Source organism: Candidatus Pelagibacter sp. HIMB1506, from assembly GCF_052047935.1.
GTDB lineage: Bacteria > Pseudomonadota > Alphaproteobacteria > Pelagibacterales > Pelagibacteraceae > Pelagibacter.
In genome coordinates this window covers 471,213-492,758 of sequence record NZ_JBNAIS010000001.1, presented here as the reverse complement: position 1 = coordinate 492,758, position 21,546 = coordinate 471,213, and the positions used below count along the sequence as shown (strand labels likewise).

Annotated in this window: 28 protein-coding genes, 2 tRNA genes and 1 riboswitch; of the genes, 14 read left to right on the top strand and 16 right to left on the bottom strand. The window is 27.8% G+C overall.

Annotated features, from left to right (window positions below; translation table 11 throughout):
- Positions 1-3 precede the first annotated feature (3 nt).
- On the top strand, positions 4-774 hold the full coding sequence (locus ACTTA8_RS02680; protein WP_440654165.1) for an MBL fold metallo-hydrolase: 771 nt from the start codon (positions 4-6) through the stop codon (positions 772-774).
- On the opposite strand, the gene ACTTA8_RS02675 is transcribed toward ACTTA8_RS02680, so the two are convergent.
- Genes ACTTA8_RS02675 through ACTTA8_RS02665 form a run of 3 tightly spaced genes read right to left on the bottom strand, consistent with a single transcriptional unit; the run spans position 769 to position 2,969 of the window.
- On the bottom strand, positions 769-1,311 hold the full coding sequence (locus ACTTA8_RS02675) for a glutathione peroxidase (RefSeq protein ID WP_440654164.1): 543 nt from the start codon (positions 1,309-1,311) through the stop codon (positions 769-771). The genes ACTTA8_RS02680 and ACTTA8_RS02675 overlap by 6 nt on opposite strands.
- On the bottom strand, positions 1,308-2,489 hold the full coding sequence (gene nhaA / locus ACTTA8_RS02670; RefSeq protein WP_440654163.1) for a Na+/H+ antiporter NhaA: 1,182 nt from the start codon (positions 2,487-2,489) through the stop codon (positions 1,308-1,310). The genes ACTTA8_RS02675 and nhaA overlap by 4 nt, the downstream gene beginning before the upstream one ends.
- A 6-nt stretch (positions 2,490-2,495) precedes the next feature.
- On the bottom strand, positions 2,496-2,969 hold the full coding sequence (locus tag ACTTA8_RS02665) for a zinc-ribbon domain-containing protein (RefSeq protein WP_440654162.1): 474 nt from the start codon (positions 2,967-2,969) through the stop codon (positions 2,496-2,498).
- A gap of 94 nt (positions 2,970-3,063) precedes the next feature.
- Here ACTTA8_RS02665 and ACTTA8_RS02660 point away from each other — a divergent pair.
- The 8 genes from ACTTA8_RS02660 (at position 3,064) to ACTTA8_RS02625 (ending at position 8,717) form a co-directional block, all read left to right on the top strand.
- Positions 3,064-3,140, top strand: a tRNA-Pro gene (locus tag ACTTA8_RS02660).
- A gap of 5 nt (positions 3,141-3,145) precedes the next feature.
- Entirely contained in the window at positions 3,146-3,427 is a 282-nt protein-coding gene (locus ACTTA8_RS02655; protein ID WP_440614362.1) for an ETC complex I subunit, read from the top strand.
- Between the two features lie 3 nt (positions 3,428-3,430).
- Entirely contained in the window at positions 3,431-4,423 is a 993-nt protein-coding gene (locus ACTTA8_RS02650; protein ID WP_440654161.1) for a putative transporter, read from the top strand.
- The gene (gene glpX / locus ACTTA8_RS02645; RefSeq protein WP_440654160.1) at positions 4,423-5,367 is read left to right on the top strand and encodes a class II fructose-bisphosphatase; all 945 of its coding nucleotides are present in this window, start codon (positions 4,423-4,425) and stop codon (positions 5,365-5,367) included. Before ACTTA8_RS02650 ends, glpX begins: the two co-directional genes overlap by 1 nt.
- Positions 5,368-5,411: 44 nt before the next feature.
- A tRNA-Glu gene (locus ACTTA8_RS02640) sits at positions 5,412-5,486 on the top strand.
- Between the two features lie 18 nt (positions 5,487-5,504).
- Positions 5,505-5,768, top strand: a complete 264-nt coding sequence (locus tag ACTTA8_RS02635) for a GIY-YIG nuclease family protein (protein ID WP_440654159.1) — start codon at positions 5,505-5,507, stop codon at positions 5,766-5,768.
- The gene (locus tag ACTTA8_RS02630; protein WP_440654158.1) at positions 5,743-7,866 is read left to right on the top strand and encodes a glycosyltransferase; all 2,124 of its coding nucleotides are present in this window, start codon (positions 5,743-5,745) and stop codon (positions 7,864-7,866) included. Before ACTTA8_RS02635 ends, ACTTA8_RS02630 begins: the two co-directional genes overlap by 26 nt.
- Complete coding sequence (locus ACTTA8_RS02625; RefSeq protein WP_440654157.1) at positions 7,863-8,717, top strand: glycosyltransferase family 2 protein; 855 nt, start codon at positions 7,863-7,865, stop codon at positions 8,715-8,717. The genes ACTTA8_RS02630 and ACTTA8_RS02625 overlap by 4 nt, the downstream gene beginning before the upstream one ends.
- A 20-nt stretch (positions 8,718-8,737) precedes the next feature.
- Here the strand turns inward: ACTTA8_RS02625 and ACTTA8_RS02620 are convergent, their stop codons facing one another.
- Entirely contained in the window at positions 8,738-9,691 is a 954-nt protein-coding gene (locus ACTTA8_RS02620; protein ID WP_440654156.1) for a site-specific integrase, read from the bottom strand.
- Between the two features lie 81 nt (positions 9,692-9,772).
- Between ACTTA8_RS02620 and ACTTA8_RS02615 the strand changes: the two genes are divergently transcribed.
- The 3 genes from ACTTA8_RS02615 to ACTTA8_RS02605 are packed head-to-tail and all read left to right on the top strand — an operon-like array spanning position 9,773 to position 10,987.
- Positions 9,773-10,249 carry a DUF2938 family protein gene (locus ACTTA8_RS02615; RefSeq protein ID WP_440654155.1) on the top strand — a complete coding sequence of 159 codons (477 nt, stop codon included), beginning with the start codon at positions 9,773-9,775 and terminating at the stop codon, positions 10,247-10,249.
- Between the two features lie 44 nt (positions 10,250-10,293).
- The gene (locus ACTTA8_RS02610; protein WP_440654153.1) at positions 10,294-10,731 is read left to right on the top strand and encodes an N-acetyltransferase family protein; all 438 of its coding nucleotides are present in this window, start codon (positions 10,294-10,296) and stop codon (positions 10,729-10,731) included.
- Positions 10,712-10,987, top strand: a complete 276-nt coding sequence (locus ACTTA8_RS02605) for a methylated-DNA--[protein]-cysteine S-methyltransferase (RefSeq protein ID WP_440618399.1) — start codon at positions 10,712-10,714, stop codon at positions 10,985-10,987. The genes ACTTA8_RS02610 and ACTTA8_RS02605 overlap by 20 nt, the downstream gene beginning before the upstream one ends.
- A 548-nt stretch (positions 10,988-11,535) precedes the next feature.
- Here ACTTA8_RS02605 and ACTTA8_RS02600 read toward each other — a convergent pair.
- Genes ACTTA8_RS02600 through rplM form a run of 7 tightly spaced genes read right to left on the bottom strand, consistent with a single transcriptional unit; the run spans position 11,536 to position 16,766 of the window.
- Positions 11,536-12,384, bottom strand: coding sequence for a DMT family transporter (locus ACTTA8_RS02600; protein ID WP_440654152.1), 849 nt, complete (start codon positions 12,382-12,384; stop codon positions 11,536-11,538).
- Between the two features lie 16 nt (positions 12,385-12,400).
- Positions 12,401-13,303, bottom strand: coding sequence for an AEC family transporter (locus ACTTA8_RS02595; protein WP_440654150.1), 903 nt, complete (start codon positions 13,301-13,303; stop codon positions 12,401-12,403).
- Entirely contained in the window at positions 13,303-14,595 is a 1,293-nt protein-coding gene (locus tag ACTTA8_RS02590; RefSeq protein ID WP_440654149.1) for a homoserine dehydrogenase, read from the bottom strand. The genes ACTTA8_RS02595 and ACTTA8_RS02590 overlap by 1 nt, the downstream gene beginning before the upstream one ends.
- Complete coding sequence (locus tag ACTTA8_RS02585) at positions 14,592-14,816, bottom strand: hypothetical protein (RefSeq protein WP_440654148.1); 225 nt, start codon at positions 14,814-14,816, stop codon at positions 14,592-14,594. The genes ACTTA8_RS02590 and ACTTA8_RS02585 overlap by 4 nt, the downstream gene beginning before the upstream one ends.
- A complete protein-coding gene (argC, locus tag ACTTA8_RS02580; RefSeq protein ID WP_440654147.1) occupies positions 14,813-15,835 on the bottom strand; it encodes an N-acetyl-gamma-glutamyl-phosphate reductase in 1,023 nt (340 codons plus the stop codon). Before argC ends, ACTTA8_RS02585 begins: the two co-directional genes overlap by 4 nt.
- A gap of 33 nt (positions 15,836-15,868) precedes the next feature.
- Positions 15,869-16,306: a 30S ribosomal protein S9 gene (gene rpsI / locus ACTTA8_RS02575; protein WP_440614345.1), complete on the bottom strand. Its 438-nt coding sequence runs from the start codon at positions 16,304-16,306 to the stop codon at positions 15,869-15,871.
- Position 16,307: 1 nt separating this feature from the next.
- Positions 16,308-16,766 (bottom strand): 50S ribosomal protein L13, encoded by a 459-nt coding sequence (gene rplM, locus ACTTA8_RS02570; protein WP_440614344.1) that lies wholly within the window; start codon positions 16,764-16,766, stop codon positions 16,308-16,310.
- 142 nt (positions 16,767-16,908) lie between these two features.
- Positions 16,909-16,975, top strand: a riboswitch (SAM riboswitch).
- Positions 16,976-16,977: 2 nt separating this feature from the next.
- Here rplM and ACTTA8_RS02565 point away from each other — a divergent pair.
- On the top strand, positions 16,978-18,306 hold the full coding sequence (locus tag ACTTA8_RS02565; protein ID WP_440654146.1) for an O-acetylhomoserine aminocarboxypropyltransferase/cysteine synthase family protein: 1,329 nt from the start codon (positions 16,978-16,980) through the stop codon (positions 18,304-18,306).
- Positions 18,307-18,333: 27 nt separating this feature from the next.
- On the opposite strand, the gene ACTTA8_RS02560 is transcribed toward ACTTA8_RS02565, so the two are convergent.
- Positions 18,334-19,314 (bottom strand): COX15/CtaA family protein, encoded by a 981-nt coding sequence (locus ACTTA8_RS02560; protein WP_440654145.1) that lies wholly within the window; start codon positions 19,312-19,314, stop codon positions 18,334-18,336.
- A gap of 88 nt (positions 19,315-19,402) precedes the next feature.
- On the opposite strand from ACTTA8_RS02560, the gene ACTTA8_RS02555 reads away from it, so the two are divergent.
- Positions 19,403-19,693, top strand: coding sequence for a chorismate mutase (locus ACTTA8_RS02555; RefSeq protein ID WP_075506733.1), 291 nt, complete (start codon positions 19,403-19,405; stop codon positions 19,691-19,693).
- 1 nt (position 19,694) lies between these two features.
- On the opposite strand, the gene ACTTA8_RS02550 is transcribed toward ACTTA8_RS02555, so the two are convergent.
- The 4 genes from ACTTA8_RS02550 to plsX are packed head-to-tail and all read right to left on the bottom strand — an operon-like array spanning position 19,695 to position 21,543.
- On the bottom strand, positions 19,695-19,886 hold the full coding sequence (locus ACTTA8_RS02550; RefSeq protein WP_023853780.1) for a 50S ribosomal protein L33: 192 nt from the start codon (positions 19,884-19,886) through the stop codon (positions 19,695-19,697).
- The gene (locus ACTTA8_RS02545) at positions 19,887-20,249 is read right to left on the bottom strand and encodes a MerR family transcriptional regulator (protein ID WP_440654143.1); all 363 of its coding nucleotides are present in this window, start codon (positions 20,247-20,249) and stop codon (positions 19,887-19,889) included.
- Entirely contained in the window at positions 20,242-20,541 is a 300-nt protein-coding gene (locus ACTTA8_RS02540) for an HU family DNA-binding protein (RefSeq protein WP_440654141.1), read from the bottom strand. The genes ACTTA8_RS02545 and ACTTA8_RS02540 overlap by 8 nt, the downstream gene beginning before the upstream one ends.
- Positions 20,542-21,543: a phosphate acyltransferase PlsX gene (gene plsX / locus ACTTA8_RS02535; RefSeq protein WP_440654140.1), complete on the bottom strand. Its 1,002-nt coding sequence runs from the start codon at positions 21,541-21,543 to the stop codon at positions 20,542-20,544. It abuts the gene before it with no gap.
- Positions 21,544-21,546: the final 3 nt, after the last annotated feature.

The following is a 21,546-nucleotide window of genomic DNA, read 5'->3' as shown; positions in this document are numbered from 1 at the left end:
AATATGAAATTTATTATTTTAGGTTGTGGTAGTTCAATGGGTGTACCAAGACCAGATGGTTTTTTTGGAAATTGTGACCCAAAAATTAAAAAAAATTACAGAACAAGATGCTCAGCTTTATTGAAAACTACTGATGAAAATATACTAATAGATACTTCTCCTGATTTAAGGGAGCAACTTTTAAGACATAAAATTAAAAAAATTAGTAAAGTTCTTTTTTCACATATGCATGGAGATCAAACACATGGAATTAATGATTTAAGATCTTTTTATATAAATAGCAGAAAACAAATTAATGTTTATGCAGATAATGATACTTCAAAATATCTTAAAAATTCATTTTCATACATTTTCAAAAGTTACTCAAAAGAATATCCAGCAACATTAAATTTAAATAAATTACCAAAAAATATTAATACAAAAAATAAGAATAAAAAAATTAATATTCAATCTATTAAAGTTGAGCATGGCAAAATAAATTCAAATTGTTTTATTATTGATAAAAAATTAGCTTATATCAGTGATGTAAGTAAAATTTTTGAAAAAGATTTTAAATATTTTAAAAACTTGAAATATTTAATAATTGATTGTTTGTGGTACAATTTTCATCCATCACATTTCAATTTGGAAAATTCACTTAATATAATCAAAATATTTAAACCTAAAAAGGCTATTCTTACAAATTTATCACCAGTTTTAGATTATAAAGTACTTAAAAAGTTATTACCTAAAAATGTTATACCTGCTCATGATGGTTTAACCTTAGATCTATAATATATTTTCAATTGATTTAATCAACTTTTTTGACATTGGTTTAGTAAAAGATGCAAATGTATCTTCAACTTTTCCTTCTTTGTTAATTAAAATTTTATGAAAATTCCATTTTGGAACAGCGGATTTACCATGATTATCTTTTGCCCACTTGAAAAGTTCATGAGCATTTTCTCCTTTAACTTCTGTGATAGTTGTTAGTGGAAAATTAATATTAAAATTTACTTCACAGAATTCTTTTACGTCAGCATCATTTTTTTTTTCTTGATTAAAGGAGTTTGAAGGGACACCAAGAACCACCAAACCTTCATCTTTATATAAATCCCATAATTCCTGCAATTCATCATATTGTTTGGTAAAACCGCAAAAACTAGCTGTATTAACTACCAGAATAACTTTATCTTTATAGTCATTTAGATTTATAGTTTCACCAGTTATGCTTTCAATTGTGAAGTCATAAAACTTTTTTTCATAGTTTGCAGTTGCTGATGTATTAAAAAAAAACATAAATATAGAAAACAGAAATACTACTTTTCTCATTTCTTAGGTTTATTTGGAGTAAGTAATATTAAAAAATAACCAAATAAAGTGGATAGCAATGAACCAGTTAATACACCTATTTTTACACCATCCATATATTGCATGTTCTCTAGGAAAGCTAGATTTCCTACAAACAAACTCATTGTAAAACCAATACCAGTAAGAACTCCAACTCCATAAAAATTGTACCAACTTGTATCGTTTGGCATTTGAGCAACTTTTAATTTTATTGATACATATGAGAATACAAAAACACCAAATTGTTTACCCAAGAATAGACCAAGCACAATACCTAGTGGAACCTTATCCAACAAAGAAGCAAAAGATAAACCCTCAAGTGAAACACCTGCATTGGCAAACGCGAATAAAGGCATTATTCCAAAAGCAACATATGGACTAATTGCATGTTCTATTTTTATTAATAAAGAAAAGTCTTTGTCTTTTTTTCTATGAGGAATTGTCATGGCTAATAAAACACCAGCAATTGTAGCATGGATACCTGAATTGTGAGTAAAATCCCAAAGGAAAAGGCCAACTACTAAATAAGGTAAGAATTTTTTAATATTAAAATTATTTATTAATAATAAAACGATAAAAGCTAACAGCATTAAGGTTAAATACTTTATGCTCAAATCTCCAGAGTAGAACAGGGCAATAATTACTATTGCTCCTAAATCATCAATTATAGCTAAAGCTGTCAAAAATACTTTTAATGATAAAGGAACTCTTTTTCCCAGCAATGATAAAACTCCTAAAGAAAAAGCTATATCCGTTGCTGATGGAATAGCCCATCCGTTTAATGTTTCGCTATCCCCTAAATTAATGAAAACGTAAAATAATGCAGGAACCAACATTCCTCCAACGGCGGCAATGATTGGCAATAAAGCTTGTTTAATATTAGAAAGTTCACCTTGTAAAAATTCTCTTTTTATTTCTAAGGTGACGAAGAAAAAGAATATAGCCATCAAGGCGTCGTTGATCCAATGTAATACAGATAATTTTAGACCAATATTATTAATACCTATAAATAAGTATTTATTTAAAGTAGCAAAATATAAATCTGCCAATCCTGAGTTACTTATAAATAATGCAATTATTGCAGCAAACAAAAGAACAAGTCCACTTGCAGCTTCTAATTTAAAAAACCATCTAAAAGGTTTTGATATATAATTAATCATAAAATATTAAATTAGGTCTATAATAAATAGTTTTATATCTTGCAATGTTTCAAAAAGGTTAAATAATATTATTTCTAGTCCAGGAAATACATTAATTAGTGGAGTTTTAAGTGTATCAACCAGTATTATTAAACCAACAAAAGATATAATAAAAACTACTAAATAAGAAAATAATTTAGATTTTTTAACATCAGATTTTTGAAAAGTCTTTAAGTTTTCTTTTTCTATTTCAGCATCAATTGTTGTTCCTTGTTGCAATGTTTCACTAATTTCTAAATTTTTTTCCATTACATCGTTACTTTGTTCTGTTTTATTTATAGAAATATTATTGTTTAATGTTAATGGAGCTTCACTTTCCTTTTGTGGTTTGTAAAACCAAACTCTTTCACATGATCCACATTGCAGCTCACGTCCTTCATTAGGAATTAACGAATTATCAATTTTGAATTGTTTCTTTTCGCAAGGACAAGTAATTATCATGCCTCGTTATATAACAGATTTTACTCAAAATTCTTTTAATTTAGGCTTCTTTATACATTGAAATTATCAATAACTACTGTATTAGTACATCGATCGGAGTGTAGCGCAGCCTGGTAGCGCATCTGGTTTGGGACCAGAGGGTCGCAGGTTCGAATCCTGCCACTCCGACCATCATTATGAAAAAAGCAATTATTTACATTCCTAATAAAAACCCAATGCAATCAGGTTTAGCTAAAAACGACAAATGGATATTAGAATTTAAAACTAAAGATCCAACAAAAAACCCATTGATGGGTTGGGAAAGTTCGTCAGATACTTATTCCGAATTAAAATTAGAGTTTTCATCAAAAGAGCTTGCAATCAATTATGCAAAAAAAAAGAAAATAGAATTTGAATTAATTGAACCTAGAAAAAGAAAAACAGTAAAAAAATCTTACGCTGATAATTTTTTAAAATAAAAAATGTTTAGGTTTTTCACTCAAAAACATTGGTTGTTGTGGTCGTGGATTGGTTCAGCAATAATTTTATCATCTCTTTGGATACAGGTAAAAATTGATGTAAAAATTAATGAATGGTTTGGTCAATTCTACGATATGATTCAAAAAGCTTTAGGCGCACCAAACTCTATTACTATAGAAGAGTATTGGGCAAGCTTATTATCTTTTATAACCTTGGCAGCTATGTACGTAGGTGTAGCAGTTGTTGTTAGTTTTTTTACATCACACTATTTATTCAGATGGAGAACTGCTATGGTTGAATGGTATCATAGCGTATATGATAAAGCTCGAAAAATAGAAGGTGCTGCACAAAGGGTTCAAGAAGATACCATTAAATTTTCAAGAATAATGGAGTCGCTAGGAACAAGTTTAATTGAAGCTTTAATGATACTGGTTGAATTTATGCCAATTTTATTCGGTTTAAGTGTTGGAATTCCAATTTTTTTCTTTGGTTATTGGGATTATGGATTAATAGTTGGCGCTTTAATTTGGTCTGTAGGTGGTACAATCTTTTTGATATTGCTTGGTTTAATTTTAAGATTAGTAGGTGTTGAATATGATCTTCAAAAAAAAGAAGCTGCATATAGAAAAATTCTTGTAATTGCAGAGGATGATGGAACCATTCGTCCAAAAACTATTGAAGAATTATTTGATGGTGTAAGAAATATACACTTCTTAAGTTATATTAGATACTTATATTTCAATATTGGAAGGATAGCTTACTTACAGGCAAATGTATTATCAGCATATGTATTTTTAGCACCAGCGATTGTAGCTGGAGCCGTTACACTTGGTGTTATGCAGCAGATAATTAGAGCTTTTGGCAGAGTTGAAGGCTCTATGCAATATATATTAAAAGCTTGGCCAACAATTATTGAACTTGCTAGTGTATATAAACGTTTAAGAGAATTTGAATCCAAAATTTTACAAGAAGATTTAATCGATAAAAAAGCCTAATGACCATTGATAAAAAATTTATTGATCAATTTGTTAACGTAACCTCAAAGGCAGCAATTGCTTCATCGTATTTTGTTGGAAAAAAAGATAAAATTGCAGCTGATAAGGCAGCAGTAGACTCTATGAGATCAGAGTTAAATAATATGGATATGATAGGTCAAATAGTTATAGGTGAAGGTGAGTTGGATGAGGCTCCAATGTTGTACATTGGTGAAAAACTTGGCACTAAAAATGGCCCTGAATTAGATATAGCAGTCGATCCATTAGAAGGAACTAATTTTGTAGCAAACAATCTTCCAGGTGCCTTATCAGTAATTGCAATTGCCGAAAAAGATAACCTATTTAAAGCTCCAGAAACCTATATGGAAAAAATCTCAACTAAAGTACAAGAAAAAAACGTGGTTGACTTAGATTATTCAATTAAAAAAAATATTTCTAATTTAAGCGAATACTTAAACAAAAAACCTGAGAATTTAACAGCATGTATTTTGGAAAGACCGAGGCACAACAAAATTATTGAGGAATTAAAAGATTTAAAAGTTAAAATTAAATTTATAACTGATGGAGATGTTTCTGGGGCGTTGTTAGTAACTGACGAAAAATACTCTGTTGATATTTTTTTAGGAACTGGAGGGGGGCCCGAAGGTGTTTTAGCAGCTTCAGCGTTAGATGCTTTTAATTGTAGTTTTCAGGGTAGATTTTTATTTGCAACTGATAAAGACAAGGAGAGAGCTAAAGAAATGGGAATTAGTGATCTTACAAAAAAATATGATTTAAATGAAATTATTAAAGGTGACTCGATTTTTTGTGCAACTGGTATTACCTCTGGTGATTTGGTTTCAGGCATAAAAATTGAAAAAGATAAATTTATTTCAGAGACTTTAGTGACACATAAACACTCCAAGCTTAAAAAGGTTGTAAAAATAAATCAAAAATTATTATGATAAGCTTGATTAATCACCTTTTTTACAATAAAAAGCAGCAATTTGGTCCCTTCGTCTATCGGTTAGGACACGTGGTTTTCATCCTCGAAAGAGGGGTTCGATTCCCCTAGGGACCGCCAATTATGATATAAGCCATAATGGTTTATTACGTTTATTTAATCAAAACTTTAAAAAATTATCCAAAAAAGACATACGTTGGCTATACGAATGACCTAAATAAAAGATTATTAAATCATAATACTAATAGAGGTGCTAAATCCACAAAAGGTTATAAATGGAAACTAATTTATAAAAAAAGATTTTATTCAAAATCAAAAGCGCTATCATTTGAATATAAGTTAAAAAACGATAGAAAAGAAAGATCAAAGATTATTTATGATTTTACCAAAAAAAAATCTTAAAATTGCAACAATATTACCTTACAAAGAAAATTATTCTTATAATAAAGCATCTGCTGCTTCACTTTGGGTTTCTGAATTTTTTAAAAAATCAAAATATAAAAAAGATAATATAATTTATGGACATACAACTTTTAATGATTTTTTAACAAACAATTACAAAAATATAAAATTAAAAAATATAAAATCTAGATTTAAAAGTACAACAAGTGAATATTCTAAAAAATTAATCAATGAATTAAATAAATTTAATTTTGATCTAATAGAAATTCATAATAGACCTCAATTGTTATTTAAAATAGTTTCTCAAGTTAATAATAGATTCATTTTTTATTTCCATAATGATCCATTATCTATGAAAGGATCAAAAACTGTTAAAGAAAGGCTTAAAATTTTAGAGTCTGTTGAAAAAATAATATTTGTAAGCGAATGGGTACGTAATAGATTTTTTTTAAATTTAGATAAAAAACTGCAAACTAAAACAGAAATTGTATACCCAAGTGTAAATAAACAAAAAAAATTAAAAAAAAATAAAAATATAATATTCGTTGGTAGATTAAATTATTCAAAAGGTTACGATATTTTTAAAGAGGCAATTGTTAGAGTCCTAGAAGAATTTTCCTCATGGAAGGCATATTCTTTAGGAGATGAAGATAGAAGAACTATTTTTATAAAACATAAAAACCATAAAGAGTTGGGTTTTCTTAATCATAAAAAAACATTAAGTATTTTGAACAAATCTGAAATAGCAGTTGTACCATCAAGATGGGATGAACCTTTTGGAAGAACGTCGCTTGAAGCCTCATCATGTGGATGTGCTACAATAATAAGTAATAGGGGAGGTTTGACAGAGACCACTGATAAAGCAGTAATTTTGAAAAATCTTACCTCTAACGATCTTTATTTAGAAATTAAAAAATTAATTAAAAACAATAAAAAAAGGAGATACTTACAATCACAAAGTCGAAATAATATCAAACATTTAATAAGTGATAATACTAAATTTTTAGATCAGATACGTGAAAGTTGTGTTCCTTTTTTTAAAATTAATTTTAATAAAAAAAAATTAAAAATTATAAATATATATAATCATGGCCAAAAACTTAATCATAGACTATTCAATATTTCTTTAGGAAAAAAATTCACCAATGGATTTATTAGAAACGGTCATGATGTACTAGAAATTAGTGATAGAGATTTTTTAAGAAACAATAAATCATTTAGTTTAATTCCTAGCAAAAGCAATTTTCAAAAATTCCTAATTGAAACTTTTAAAAATTATAATCCAGATATTATTTTTTTTGGTCACACTAAAAATATTGAACTTAATACTTTTGATGAATTTAAATCAATTAATAAAAATGTTATTTTATCACAATGGAATGAAGACCCGATAATGTCTAGTCTTAATTATTCAAAACAAAATATTTCTAATATCAAACTATATTCAGATTTTGTTGATCATAACTTCATTACAACAGATCCTTCGGTTATAAAAAAAGAAATAAATACTGATAATTTTACTTTTTTCTTTGTTCCAGTTGATAGGAATATTGAGAGTTTCGAGGTTTACAAAATGCGCCCTAAAAAAGATTTATTTTATGCAATGAGTCATGGCGTTAATAGAGCCACACTAAAAGATGGTACTGAAGATGAAAGAATTAATTTTTTAGATAATCTTGTTAAAAAAATTCCTGATGTAAAATATGATTTTTATGGATTTTCAAATAAACAACCCATATGGGGCAATGAATTTAATAATGCACTTATAAATTCAAAAATGGGACTCAATCTTAGTAGAGGTAAACCAACCAAGTATTACTCTAGTAATAGAATTGCTTCTATAATGGGCAATGGTTTACTTACATTTATTGATAAAAAAGTTGAGATGGATAATTTTTTTAATAATAATGAAATTATATTTTATAATAATATTAACGATTTAGCTGAAAAAATTAAATTTTATTCTAAAAACGAAAAAATAAGAAAAAAAATTGCTCGGAATGGAAAAATTAAATATTTTAAACTTTTTAATGAAAAAAAAATCACAAAGTATCTAATTGATATATCATTAGGCAATAAAGCTTTATTATTTAAATGAAGCTATCAATATTAGTTCCTACATTTAATAATTTGTTATATTTTAATTTTTTTATTAATTCTATTTATAAAAACTCTTATTATAAACATGAAATTATTGTTCATGTAAATGAAGGCACTGACGGTACATTACAATTTGTTAAAAAAAATAAGTTTAAATTTACATATAGTAGTGAAAATATTGGTTTATGTAGTTCGATGAATGAGGCATATAAAATGTCAACATCAGATTTTATCTTGTATGCACATGATGATATGTATTTTTGTAAAGATTGGGATAAATATTTAGTTGATGAAATTAGAAAACAAAAAAATAACCTTTACTATTTAACTGGTACAAATGTATCAACTAGATATGGTTTAATTAATTTTAATTGTGGAGATAGTATCGAAAATTTTGATGAAAATAAGTTTTCTAATTTTTGCAATCAAGATAATACACCTGATTTACAAGGATCACACTGGGCACCTCATTTAATACATAGAGAATTGTGGGATAAAATAGGAGGTTTTAGTGAAGAATTTAACCCGGGCGATGGTTCTGACCCAGACTTTTGTATGAAGTTGTGGCTAAATAAAGTAAGAATATTCAAAGCTATTTCAAAATTTAAAGTATATCATTTTAATTCTCTAACAACTAGAAATAATAAAGTTAAATTGAACAATGGAACTAAATTATTTTTGTTAAAATATGGAATTAATCCTAAATTTTTTAGAAAATATTATTTGCGAGGAAATAATTCAATTATACCCTATATAGGTGAGCTAGATAAACCAAATTATACTTTTTTAATGTTTTTTGATTTATTTATTAACAAGATAAAACGTTTATTTTTCAAAATAAATTCTTGATTCATGAATTTAAATTTATTTTATAACTTAATTTTATTAAGGGCATTGTTTTTAAATATATTTGCCTCTTTAATATATCTTCTAACCATTTGTGTTGTTTTATGGCCTGTCATAGCCATAATACTTCGTTCATCTGCACCTGAATCAGCAGCAACAGTAGCAAAACCTGATCTTAAACTATGACCTGAAAAGTTTTTATTTTCTATTCCTGCTAATCTTAAATGTTCTTTAATTAACAAAACTACAGATTGGTCAGTTAACCGATTGTCAGTTAAAACTGACCCTTTAGAAAATCTTCTAAAAATAGGGCCAGATATTATTTTAGACACTTCTAACCACTTTCTTAGATTAATTACAGGGCAATAATTTTCATCATCAAAGTAGGGCAGTCCTTTAATCATTCCCTCTCCAAATTGATCAGTTTTTGACTTTCTAACAGTAATTTTCACGCCTTCAGGGACAAATTCTATGTCCTCATAATCAATAGATATTAACTCTGTTCGTCTAAAACCACCTCCAAAACCAATTAAAATTATTGCTTTATCTCGAAGTTTTTTAATTTCATGTGTATTTTTCTCATTTATAGAATTAATAATTAATTTTAAATGATTGATTAATATAGGTTTTTTGCCTTTTTGAATGCTTCCTTTCAATCTCCTAATACCCATTAAATTTTCTACAATTATTGGATGTTTTGTATCTAAATAATGACCTTTTAATTTATGAACCATACTAATTGAGACAAGACGTCTTCTTAATGTGCTTATTTTTGATTTTTTAGAAAGATGTGTTAAATATAAAGAAATTATTTTAGGCTCAGTTGGTAGTGAATTTAATCCATGTTTAGAGCAAAAAGCTCCAAAATCCTTAAAGTCAGATTTGTAAGCTCTTAATGTATTGTTTGCTTTAGAGCTCTTCAAATTTTCTAATGTAGCCTCATGAAGAATTTTTAGATCTGTAGTTAAATTATTCATATTATTACTATTGATAACAATTAATTATCACTAGTAATATAATAAGTGATATTTATTGTCAATAGTTTAAATATTAAATAATTGAATGATATTTTGATTATTTTTGTTGCAGGAATATTTTCTTGCATAATATTGGATATTTTAGCTTATTTGCTTAAAAAAATGGGCATTCCAGAACCATCATGGAGTATTGTTGGAAGATGGACCTACCTAATGCTTAAAAATGGAACCTTTTACAACCCAAATATTATTGAAAAGCCAGTATTTGAACATGAGGTAATATTGGGATGGGTTTTTCATTACTTTATATCATTATGCTGGGCAACAATTTATTACATTTGCTTTATTTTTATTGGAATTAAAATGTCATATTTTTCGGGTTTTATTTTTGGCGCGATAACAACTTTAGCTCCATTGTTATTGTTTTTACCATTTACAGGACAAGGTATTTTTGCCAAAAATACTGATAAACCAATAGAAATTTCACTTATTTTCCTCATTAGGCATTCAATATATGGGTTAGCGATGTATGAAGGTTTTAGATGGTTTGGATTTTAAAAAAAACTATAATTACAATGTTTTGTTTAATATAATTAATGTAAATGATTAGAAAAATTAGAAGAAAAGATAAAGAAAAATGGATAAATTTGTACTGCGGTTATGCTAAATTTTATAAAGTTCCTATGAATCAAGACATTTTAGATACTTTATGGAGTTGGATAAACGATGAAAATCATATTGTTAATGGAATTTGTTATGAAATTGAGGGTAAAATTGTTGGAATTGCACACTACAGAACAATGCCAAGACCAATTAAAGGTCAATATATTGGATTTTTAGACGATTTGTTTGTAGATGAACATTTTAGAGGCCAGAAAATAGCTCAAAAACTTATAAATTACTTAGAATCTTTATCTAAAGAAAATAATTGGGATGGAATTCGTTGGATAACCCACTCTTCCAATGAGACGGCGAAAAAATTATATGATAAGATTGCTAAAAATACAGGATTTGAATTATATGAACTTAAAAGGGACTAAATTTCAGATAAAAGTTTGGAATTACTTGAAAAAAATACCTAAGGGAGAAGTCAGAACTTACCTCCAGGTGGCAAAGGCTATTGGAAAGCCAAAAGCTCATAGGGCAGTTGCAAATGCAGTTGGGAAAAACCCATATCCTCCAAAAATACCTTGTCATAGGGTAATTAGGACTGATGGATCACTCGGAGGATACTCAGGAAAAGGTGGAATTAAGACTAAACTGCGTTTACTTAGATCTGAAAAAGTAGACATTTAAGGTTAAAAAAGTGTTAAAAATAAAGGTTTTTAGGTAATTTTCACACATAATCACGTAAATAGTGCTATTCACCCTTCAGTTGTACTATATATCTAAACATAACTAAATAAATACCCTCTATGGGCGATTAAAGAGCATATTCTATTACTGCATTGCTCTATTTTTCAATGATATCAACCTTTTTTTAATGTCTTAAATTTGCTGTATTTTGCAGGTTTTTTAAGCCACCTGCCCTACAATTTTATATGAAAAAATATATTTTCGAATTTTATTAGTAAAAAACTGTTGAAAATAAACACTTCTAGGAGTTTATACTATTTTTAAACGCTATTAACTAAATTTACTGTTTCTTATATATCAATGTGATCTAAAAAAACCTTTAATTTTAATGATTATAATTATATAACCCAAATATTTCTTTACTTTACTTAGTATTAACGCTTTTTTATTATATTTATTTATACGTAATTTATTTAACAATTACAATTATTTAATTATATATATTAATGTAAAACATTAATATTTAGTATAAAAATAGTTACCAAGAATTACTTAGTTTTTAAAATATACTCTCTTCTGGTTATATAGAGACCACTTAAGACAATTATAAAAAGACCTAAGTAAGTCCAATTATCAGGTAATTCATGAAAGAAATAATAGCTAATTAATATGTTTGTTATGATTTCTGTATAACCTAAAGGAGCTAATTTTGAGGCATCAGCATATTTGAGTGATAAAATTAGGAAAAGATGGGCTACAGAGGCTATAAGGCCGATTAAAGCCATTAAAATCCACTGGTTTGTAGTAGGATTTACCCATACAGAAGGCATAAATAGGCTAATAATGACAGTTCCTATTAAACCAGAAAGCAAAAGCGTTAAAAGCGAGTTATCTGAAGTGCTAAGTTTTCTAGTTATAATGAGGTAAAATCCATAACAAATTCCATTACCTAAAGCGGCTAAAGTAGCTAAATTAAGTTCAATAAATCCGGGTCTAATAACAATCAAAGTACCAACAAATCCTAACGATACAGCAGTCCATCTTTTCACCCCTACTTTCTCATTTAAAAAAAATGGAGATAAAGCTGTGACACAAATTGGTGCTACAAATGCTAATGTTAAAGCTTTAGGGAGTGAAATTTCAGAAATCGCATAAAAGAATAAATACGTAGAAAAAACAAATATCAAACCTCTTATTAGTTGAAGAGCCGGTTTTTTAGTCCAAACTAATGACTGTCTGTAAAATATAAGCATTAAAGACAGAGTAAAAACTACGGTAAAAAAATATCTAGCCCATGTTATTTGCAAAACATCCATTGATGAGCTCAAATATTTAGCAAACGCATCCATAACAGGAACAATCATCCAAGCAGATGCATTTAAAATTATAGCCTTCACAACTGAAAGATATATCTTAATAGAAGTATTTTAAAGCAAAGAATACGACTATTGGAACTGTAATAAATGACATTAATGTAGAAACAACAATAGTGCTGGCGATGTTATCTACTATTTCTTTTGGTGAGTACATTGATCCAATTAAATAATTTAAAATAGCGCTTGGCATAGCAGATTGAATTAAAATTACACCCGCACCAAATCCAGAAAGATCAAAAAAAATTATAATTAAAAAACCAATTATAGGTCCAATGATTACTCTTCCAATAGAGGCAATTATTGAATTAGTGAAAGAAAAAACTTTTAATTTTGTTAATGCAATTCCTAACGACATTAATATTAAAACAATTGCTGTATATGTTAACAATTCAGTTAGATTAATAATTGCCTTGGGCATCTCCAAGTCAAAATAAATAAAAGCAACTGAAAATATAATTGCGTAAAAAGGTGGATTTTTAATTAAAATATTAAAGTCAAATTTTCTGTCGGCTAGAAATACTCCTAATGTAAAGTGAAGTAAAATTATAAGTGAAGATATTGATGCAGCTATTCCTAAACCTTGTGAACCATAAGCAAAAAGACAAATAGGAATACCCATGTTTCCATTATTAGGAAGAAGAAAAACTGGGATTTCTCTAATAATATCTTTAGTTTTTAATAGATATAAAATAATTAACCCTGTTAAACCAAAACCAGCAATAGCAATTAAATAATAAATAAAATAACTGGTATATTGTTCAAATGTTATACCTGTAGATGTAATAGAGTAAATAACCATTGCAGGTGTACCAACATTTGAGGCAAAAGTAGTTATAAAGGAATTATCAAAATCTGGTTTTTTCTTACCAAGATAATATCCAATCCCAACCACAAAAAATACAGGAAATAATACTTCAATAAGTTTGAAATATATTTCCATTAATCAAGCAATCTAATTAACGTAGGTGATTTTAAGATATTCTTATTTTTTTTAAATATAGATAAACAGCTATTACAATTTAATTCTGTGGTTTTATGAGTAACTATTACTATTGTAGCTTTATTATTTTTCTTATCTGGAGTTTGAATTAATCTTTTGACAGAAATTTTATATTTAGCTAAACGATTGGTTATTTGAGATAAAACGCCTGGTTTATCTTTAACTTCAAATCTTAAATATAAAGAATTAACATAATTATTTACGTTGTAAGTTTTTAAAGTTTTTAGCTTATTTGCACTTACACCAAATGGCTTTTTGATGTTTCCTCTTAAAATAGATAATAAGTCAGATAATAAAGATGATGAAGTGGGACCTGGACCAGCACCCTCCCCTTGTAATACACTTTCTCCTACTGGTTTGCCATTAAGTATCACAGCATTCATTACTCCATTTACATTACCAATATACGATTTTTTACTTACAAGACATGGATGAACAGTTTCAAAAAGTTGGTTATTTTTGAGTTCAGAGATACCCAGTAGTTTAATTCTTAAATCTAATTGATTTGCAATTTTAATATCTTTTAAATCAATCTTTTCTATTCCTTCCATTAAACATTTTTTATTAGATATTTTACTATTAAAAGCCAAAGCAGATAAAATTCTTACTTTTGCAAATGCATCAAAACCATTTAAATCTAATTTAGGATTACCAGGTTCTGCGTATCCAAGCAGTTGAGCTTTTTTCAAAACATCTACAAAATTTTGCTCAGAATTTTCCATCTCTGATAATATATAATTTGAAGTACCATTTAAAATTCCATAAACTTTAGATAATTTATTAGTAGCTAAACCTTCTTTAATAGATCTTAATATCGGTATCCCGCCAGCAACAGATGCTTCGAATTCTAAATTGACATTATTTCTTTCAGCTAGTTTTGCTAAATTGTTTCCATGTTTTGAAATTAAAGCTTTGTTTGGGGTTATTACATGGATTTTATTCTTTAAAGCAGTTTCAACTAATTTTTTTGAAACCCCATCTGATTGTCCAATTACCTCAAATAATATATCAACTTTTTCTTTTTTAAAAATTTCAAATGGGTTTTTGTAAAAAATTTTTCTATTAATTTTATATTTTCTTTTTTTATTTATATTTTTTGCAGATATAGCTACTATATTAACTTTTTTGCCTGTTTTAAGCTCAATATCTTTTTTTTTGACAATTAGTTCATTAAATAAATAATTACCAACTTGACCAAGTCCAACAACTGCAACATTCACTATATTATTCATTTGCTTATATCTGGATATTTACTTTTTTTAGTATAGTCATCTATATAAATCTCATATTCTTCTAATGTCATTTTTGTTATATCGTCTGACTTTTTAAGTATTTCAATTATTTTTTTTTGTTTTTTTTTACTTTCAGCAGGATGTTCTGTCCAATACTGAGAATCTTTATTTAAAGAACAATTACTTAAAAAAATTAGAAAAATAATTAACAAATATTTCATTTTAAAGCAGTTCTTTCAGGAAAATTAAATTTATTATTTAAATTTTGAACAGCCTGACCTGCTCCACCTTTAATTAAATTATCTATTGCAGAAATAATGATTATTTTGTTTTTAAATTTTGATTTACACACTGTGATAAAGCAATTGTTTGTATTGATAACATCATTTGTGCTAAGGAGTTTATCAGAGTCTAATATTTTAACAAAATTTTCTCCCTTATAAGACATCTCAAGTGTTTTGATGATTTTTGATTGATTAACATTTTTTTCTAAATCTAAATAAATTGTACTTAATATACCTCTAAACATTGGAGATAAATGTGGGGTAAAACTAAATTGAAAATTTTTATTTGTGAATTTGCTTAAAAATTGATGAATTTCAGAATTATGTCTATGAAAACCGACACCATAAGCACTTAAAGACTCGTATAAATTTTTATTTTTATATTTTTTATGAACTCCTCTACCGGCACCTGAATAACCAGATTTTGAATCAATAATTATATTGTTTAATTTAACTAATTTTTTTTTAATTAGCGGAACAAGAGGTAATAATATTGATGTTGGATAACATCCTGGACATGAAATAATATTGTGATTTTTTAATTCATCACGATTTATTTCGGGTAAACAATAAATGCTTTTCTTCTGTAATTTTGGAGCTCGATGTTTTTGTTTATACCATTTTAAATAATCATTAGCTTTTTTTAATCTAAAATCTGCTGCTAAATCAATTAGAGTAATATTATCGTTAAGTTTTTTTGCTATATCTTGAGCTTCACCATTTGGTAGAGCTGTAAAGACAACATCGATACTATTTAACAATTTAGGATTAAATTTTACGATTTTAGGTAATTTTTTTTTTGATAGAGATTTATCATAATAAGAAATATTTTTTCCAACAGACGAATTTCCACATAGATATTTAATATTAATATATTTGTGGTTAATTAATAACTTGATTAATTGAACACCAATATATCCTGTAGATCCGGCAACTAATGCATTTAGCTTAGGCATTTTTTATTATAGCAGTTTAAATTGTAAAAAAAATTATCTTTTAGAAAACTGGAAGCTTCTTCTAGCTTTTCTTCTACCAGGTTTTTTTCTCTCAACAGCTCTAGAATCTCTGGTTGTAAGCTTTTCAGTTTTCAATGTTGTTTTTAAATTTTCATCAAAGAGAACCAAGGCTTTAGAAATACCATGAACCATTGCTCCAGCTTGACCTGTAGGTCCACCACCTTTTACGCTACATCTAACATCATAATCTGTAGCTTGATTTATAATCTCAAAAGGTCTTGTAATTTGCATTTTGTGAATTTCATCAGCAAAATATTCATTATATAATTTGCCATTTACATAAATTTTACCAGAACCTTTTTTTAACCAAACTTTCGCTATTGAAGTTTTTCTTCTACCTGTCGCGTACTTACTGTCTTTAAAATCTAACTTTAATTTTGGAGTTTTTGTGTTTGATTGTACGTTTTCCATATTAATTTCTTGCAATGTTTTTATTGTTTAGTTTATCTAATTCAATAACTTTTGGATTTTGTGCAGCATGAGGATGTTCACTTCCTGAATAAATTTTTAATTTTGTTAATTGTTTTCTACCCAAAACACCACCTGGTAACATTCTTTTAACTGCTAGTTTCAAAGTTTCTCCAGGTTTTTTTTCATGAAGTTTTTCTGGTGTAGTAACTTTAATTCCACCAGGGTGTCCTGTATGTCTATAGTACTTTTTATTTTGAAACTTCTTACCAGTAAATTTTGCTTGTTCGATATTTTTTACTACAACAAAATCTCCATCATCCATGTGAGGTGTATAAGTAGTCTTATTTTTACCTCTAATAATATTAGATACAACGGTCGCTAATCTTCCGACAACTGCATTTTTTGCATCTATCTCGTACCAAGATGATGTAACTTGATCTTTTTTTGTGAATTTTGTCATTGTGCGAGGATTAATACTATTAAATTATTCAAAGTCAATTTTATATTTAGCTTGTAAAACATAACTAATATGCTATTTATCTATTGCCGATTTGATCCTATTGCGGGCATAAAACTGCTAAAATGGAATTTTCATAAAATTTTAAATCGGTAGGCATTTGAACTGTATTGTGCGCCTTGCATAAAGCAAAAGCACTAAAAAAGGAGTAAAAATGAGTACAAAAAGAAATAATCCAGAAACTATAGCAATACATGGTGGAGATTACAGAAGTGATCCAGCTACAAATTCAGTAGCAGTTCCAATTTATAGAACAACCTCGTATCAATTTAACAACACTGAACATGCGGCTAATCTATTTGCGTTAAAAGAGTTTGGAAATATCTATACACGGATAATGAATCCAACTAACGATGTGTTGGAAAAAAGAATCGCTGCTCTTGAAGATGGTCTTGCGAGTTTAACTGTAGCGTCTGGACAAACCGCTTCTACTTTTGCAATATTAAACGTTGCCCAAGCTGGAGACAATATAGTTAGTTCAACAGATCTATATGGTGGAACAGTTTCATTGTTTACGCATACTTTGAGTAAGCTTGGTATAGAGGTAAGATATGCAGATCCTTCAGATCCAAAAAACTTTGAAAAAGTAATAGACGATAAAACTAGAGCTTTTTATGGAGAAACATTACCAAACCCATATTTAAGAGTTTTTCCAATTAAAGAGGTTTCAGATATTGGTAGAAAATATAACATTCCATTAATCTTAGATAACACTGCTGCCCCTGTAATTTGTAAACCAATTGAACATGGTGCTGCTGTGGTTGTTTATTCTTTAACAAAATATATAGCAGGTCATGGAACAGTAGTTGGGGGTGCACTAGTAGATGGTGGAAATTTTGATTGGACAGCAGATCCAAAAAGACAGCCACTATTTAATGAACCTGACGCAAGTTATGGAGGTGTTGTTTGGGGTAAAGCTGTGCCCGAATTAACAGGTGCAAATGTTGCTTTTGCAGTTAGAGCAAGAGTAACTTTGTTGAGAGATTTAGGGTCGGCACTTTCTCCAGATAATGCATTTGGTGTCATACAAGGACTTGAAACAGTTGCTTTAAGAATGAAACAACACTGTGATAATGCTGCAAAAGTTGTAGATTATTTAAAAAATCATAAAGCTGTTGAGAGAGTAATTTATTCAACTGAGCATAATGAAGAAATATCAGGTCGAGCAAAAAAATATCTAAGAAATGGTAATGGTGCTTTAGTTGGTATTGAATTAGCTGGTGGTATCGAAGCTGGTAAAAAGTTCATTGAGGCTTTAAAAATGTTTTATCACGTTGCAAATATAGGTGATGCTAGAAGTTTAGCAATACACCCAGCAACAACTACTCACAGTCAATTAAATGAGGATGAATTAGCTGCTTCTGGTGTAACCCCTGGATATGTTAGACTATGTATTGGTTTAGAACATATCGATGATATCATCGATGATTTAGATCAAGCTTTAGACAAATCATCAAAAGGTAATTTAAAAGCAGTTAGTTAATTTTATTTATATGTCTACAAATAGAAATTAATTAATCTCTCTTTTGTATTTTGAGATAAATATAAAATACAAAGTTGAAAGTATTATCAAAATAGAATTTATCTGGTGTAAAGATGCAAATAACATTTTTACTCCAGATAAAATAGTTATCACTCCAAGAAAAATTTGAAATGCCAAAGCCAAACCAATTAATGTGATAGGTTTGTATAATTTTTTGTTTCCTGTATTAATTACCTTAAAGAGGATTAATGCATAAAACACAATAATTAAGTATGCTAAATTTCTATGTATAAACTGAACAATAGAGGGATTATCAAAAACTTTCAAATTCAAAAACTCTTTAAAACTACTATCATTAGGAAAATAACTAACTCCCATCAATGGCCAGGTGTTATAGATTTTACCAGCATCCATACCAGATACAAAAGCGCCTATAATTAGTTGCAAAAATAATAAAACTAAAAAAATTTTTACTATAAAAAGATTAATAGAGACTGTTTGATTTGAAAAGGATGATAACTTTAAAAATTGCCAATATACAATTGATAAAATGATAAAAGCTGTAACTAAATGTATCGCTAGTCTATAATGACTAACATCTATTCTTTCAACTAATCCACTTGATACCATGTACCAACCTAAAAATCCTTGAAAACAAACCAATAAAAAAATAAGTCCATATTTTTTTATAATCCAAACTCCATGTTTTACTGAAAAATAAACCATTGGGAGCAATACAGTTAAACCAATTATTCTCCCTAACTGCCTGTGTCCCCACTCCCACCAAAATATTACTTTGAATTCATCAAGAGTCATATTGAAGTTTTGTTGGCTGTATTCAGGAATTGTTTTATATAAACTAAAATATTCCAACCATTTTTCATTTGTAAAAGGAGGAAAAAAACCAACAAATAATTCCCAAGTAGTAATTGATAAGCCAGAGTCAGTTAATCTAGTCAAGCCTCCGACTAATATTATTAAAGAAACTAAAATTAGTAATGATAGCATCCACAATTTAAGTTGATTATTTAAATGATTATTCTCACTGTACATGCTCAGATAAATATAATAATTATTAAGTATTCCAATAAATTAAATGTCGCCAAATAATAAAAAAAAACTAGATTTAATAAGAGTTAAGCTAGATAAATTAGATAATAAACTGTTATCACTTATAAAATATAGAACAAAGCTAGTTGAGGAAGTTTTAAAGCTTAAAGAATTTAAAAAAGAAATCGTAGATAAGAAAAGAATTAATTTTATTTTAAAAAAAATTAAAGCAAAATCCTTAAAACAAGGCATAGATCCAAAAATAACTAATCGTATTTGGAAAAATATGATTTGGTCTTATATTGATTACGAAAGAAGAAATTTTAAAAAAAAATAGTTTATTTACTGTGTGGTGGAAGCTTTTTCTCCACAAACATTTCGTGTTTTCTTGTATCTGGATTATATTTTTTTGCAGATAATTTTACTTTAGCTTTTTCGCCACCTGCTGGTTTTTTTACATAATAAAAGTAAGGACTATCTGGTTTAGCTTCAGGTACCATTCTAACTTTTACGTGTGTTTTTTTTGCCATTTATTTTAGTGTTTTTAAAATATTTGATATTTTAGTTAACTTATTTTTTAATTTTTCAGCTTTTATAGATTTATCTGCCATTTCGTCAAGCTTTAAAGTATATTCATTATCAAGGATCTTTTTGACTCCATTAATTGTCATTCCTTGATCTTTAAGCAAATATTTAATCTTCTTAAGAAGATCAATATTCTTTTCATCATAATATCTTCTATTGGAATTAAGAATTTTTGGCTTGATTTGTTTAAACTGTGTTTCCCAAAATCTTATTATGTGTGTAGGCAAAGCACCCTTCTTATTGACTTTTAAGTCTAAAATTTTAGCAACTTCACCAATAGTTTTATAAGCCTGTTCAGCTTTATTCATAATCTTTTAGATTTATATACTCTTTAAATTCTTTTGAAGGTTTAAATAAAACAACATCCCTACTAGATATTACTTTAGTTTCCTTAGTTTTTGGGTTTCTGCCAATTCTACTTTTTTTTTGTCTAATGGAAAAAGTCCCAAATTTAGATAATTTAAGTTTTTTCTCTGATTTAATGTTAGAAACAATCGTGGATAAAAAATCATCAATTAAGTTTTCCGAAATCTGTTTAGAAAAACCTAGTTGCATATACACTAAATTAACTAAATCTTTTTTAGTTAAATTTATTCTCATTTAAAGATTCTGTTTAATCTTTTCTATCAAATTACCTTTAACAATTCTATGACAAACATCTAATGAGTTAGCAAAGCCAACGTAGTCGGTACCACCATGGCTTTTTACTACCGGAGAGTTTAAACCTATAAAAATTGCACCATTATACAGTCTCGGATCTAATCTTTTTTTAAATTTTTTTAAATTTGAAATGTTTAGAAGAGAAGATAGTTTTCCTATCCAATTTCCAGTCATTGCTTTTTTTAATTCACTTGTAATAAAATTTGCAGTTCCCTCAGCTGTTTTTAATGCTACATTTCCTGTAAATCCATCTGATACAATTACATCAACTTCACCATCCATAATGTGATTACCCTCGATGTATCCTGAGAAATTAAAATTTTCAGATTTTTTGTCATTAAGAATTTGATATGTTTCTTTTATTACTTCATTACCCTTTAATTCTTCTGAACCAATATTCAATAAAGCAACATTGGCTATTACATCTGGGTATAATGAATTATAAAGAGCAGCTCCCATAGATGAAAAATCACTTAAATTTTTTGAACTACACTCAATATTAGCTCCGAGATCTAATACAACACTCATACCTTTTTTATTTGGCCAAAGCGCAGATAGAGCTGGTTTATCTATATTTTCAATCATTTTAAGATTTAATTTTGATACAACTAATAGAGCGCCAGTATTGCCAGCAGATATTACTATATCAGCCTGCTTTTCTTTAACGCTTTGAATAGCAAGCCACATACTAGTGTCTTTCCCTCTTTTTGCACCTTCTAAAGGACTGTCCGTACTTTTAATTGCATTCTCTGTATGGAAAATTTCATAGAACTCTTTATTAATTTTATTTTCAATTAATGGAGAAATTTTATTTTTATCTCCATATATTTTGTAAAAAATGTTTTTATTTGATTGATGGTTATAAACAATACCATCAATTACTTTTTTTGGTGAACCGTCACCTCCCATTGCATCAACTGCAATTTTAATTTTTTCGGACATTAA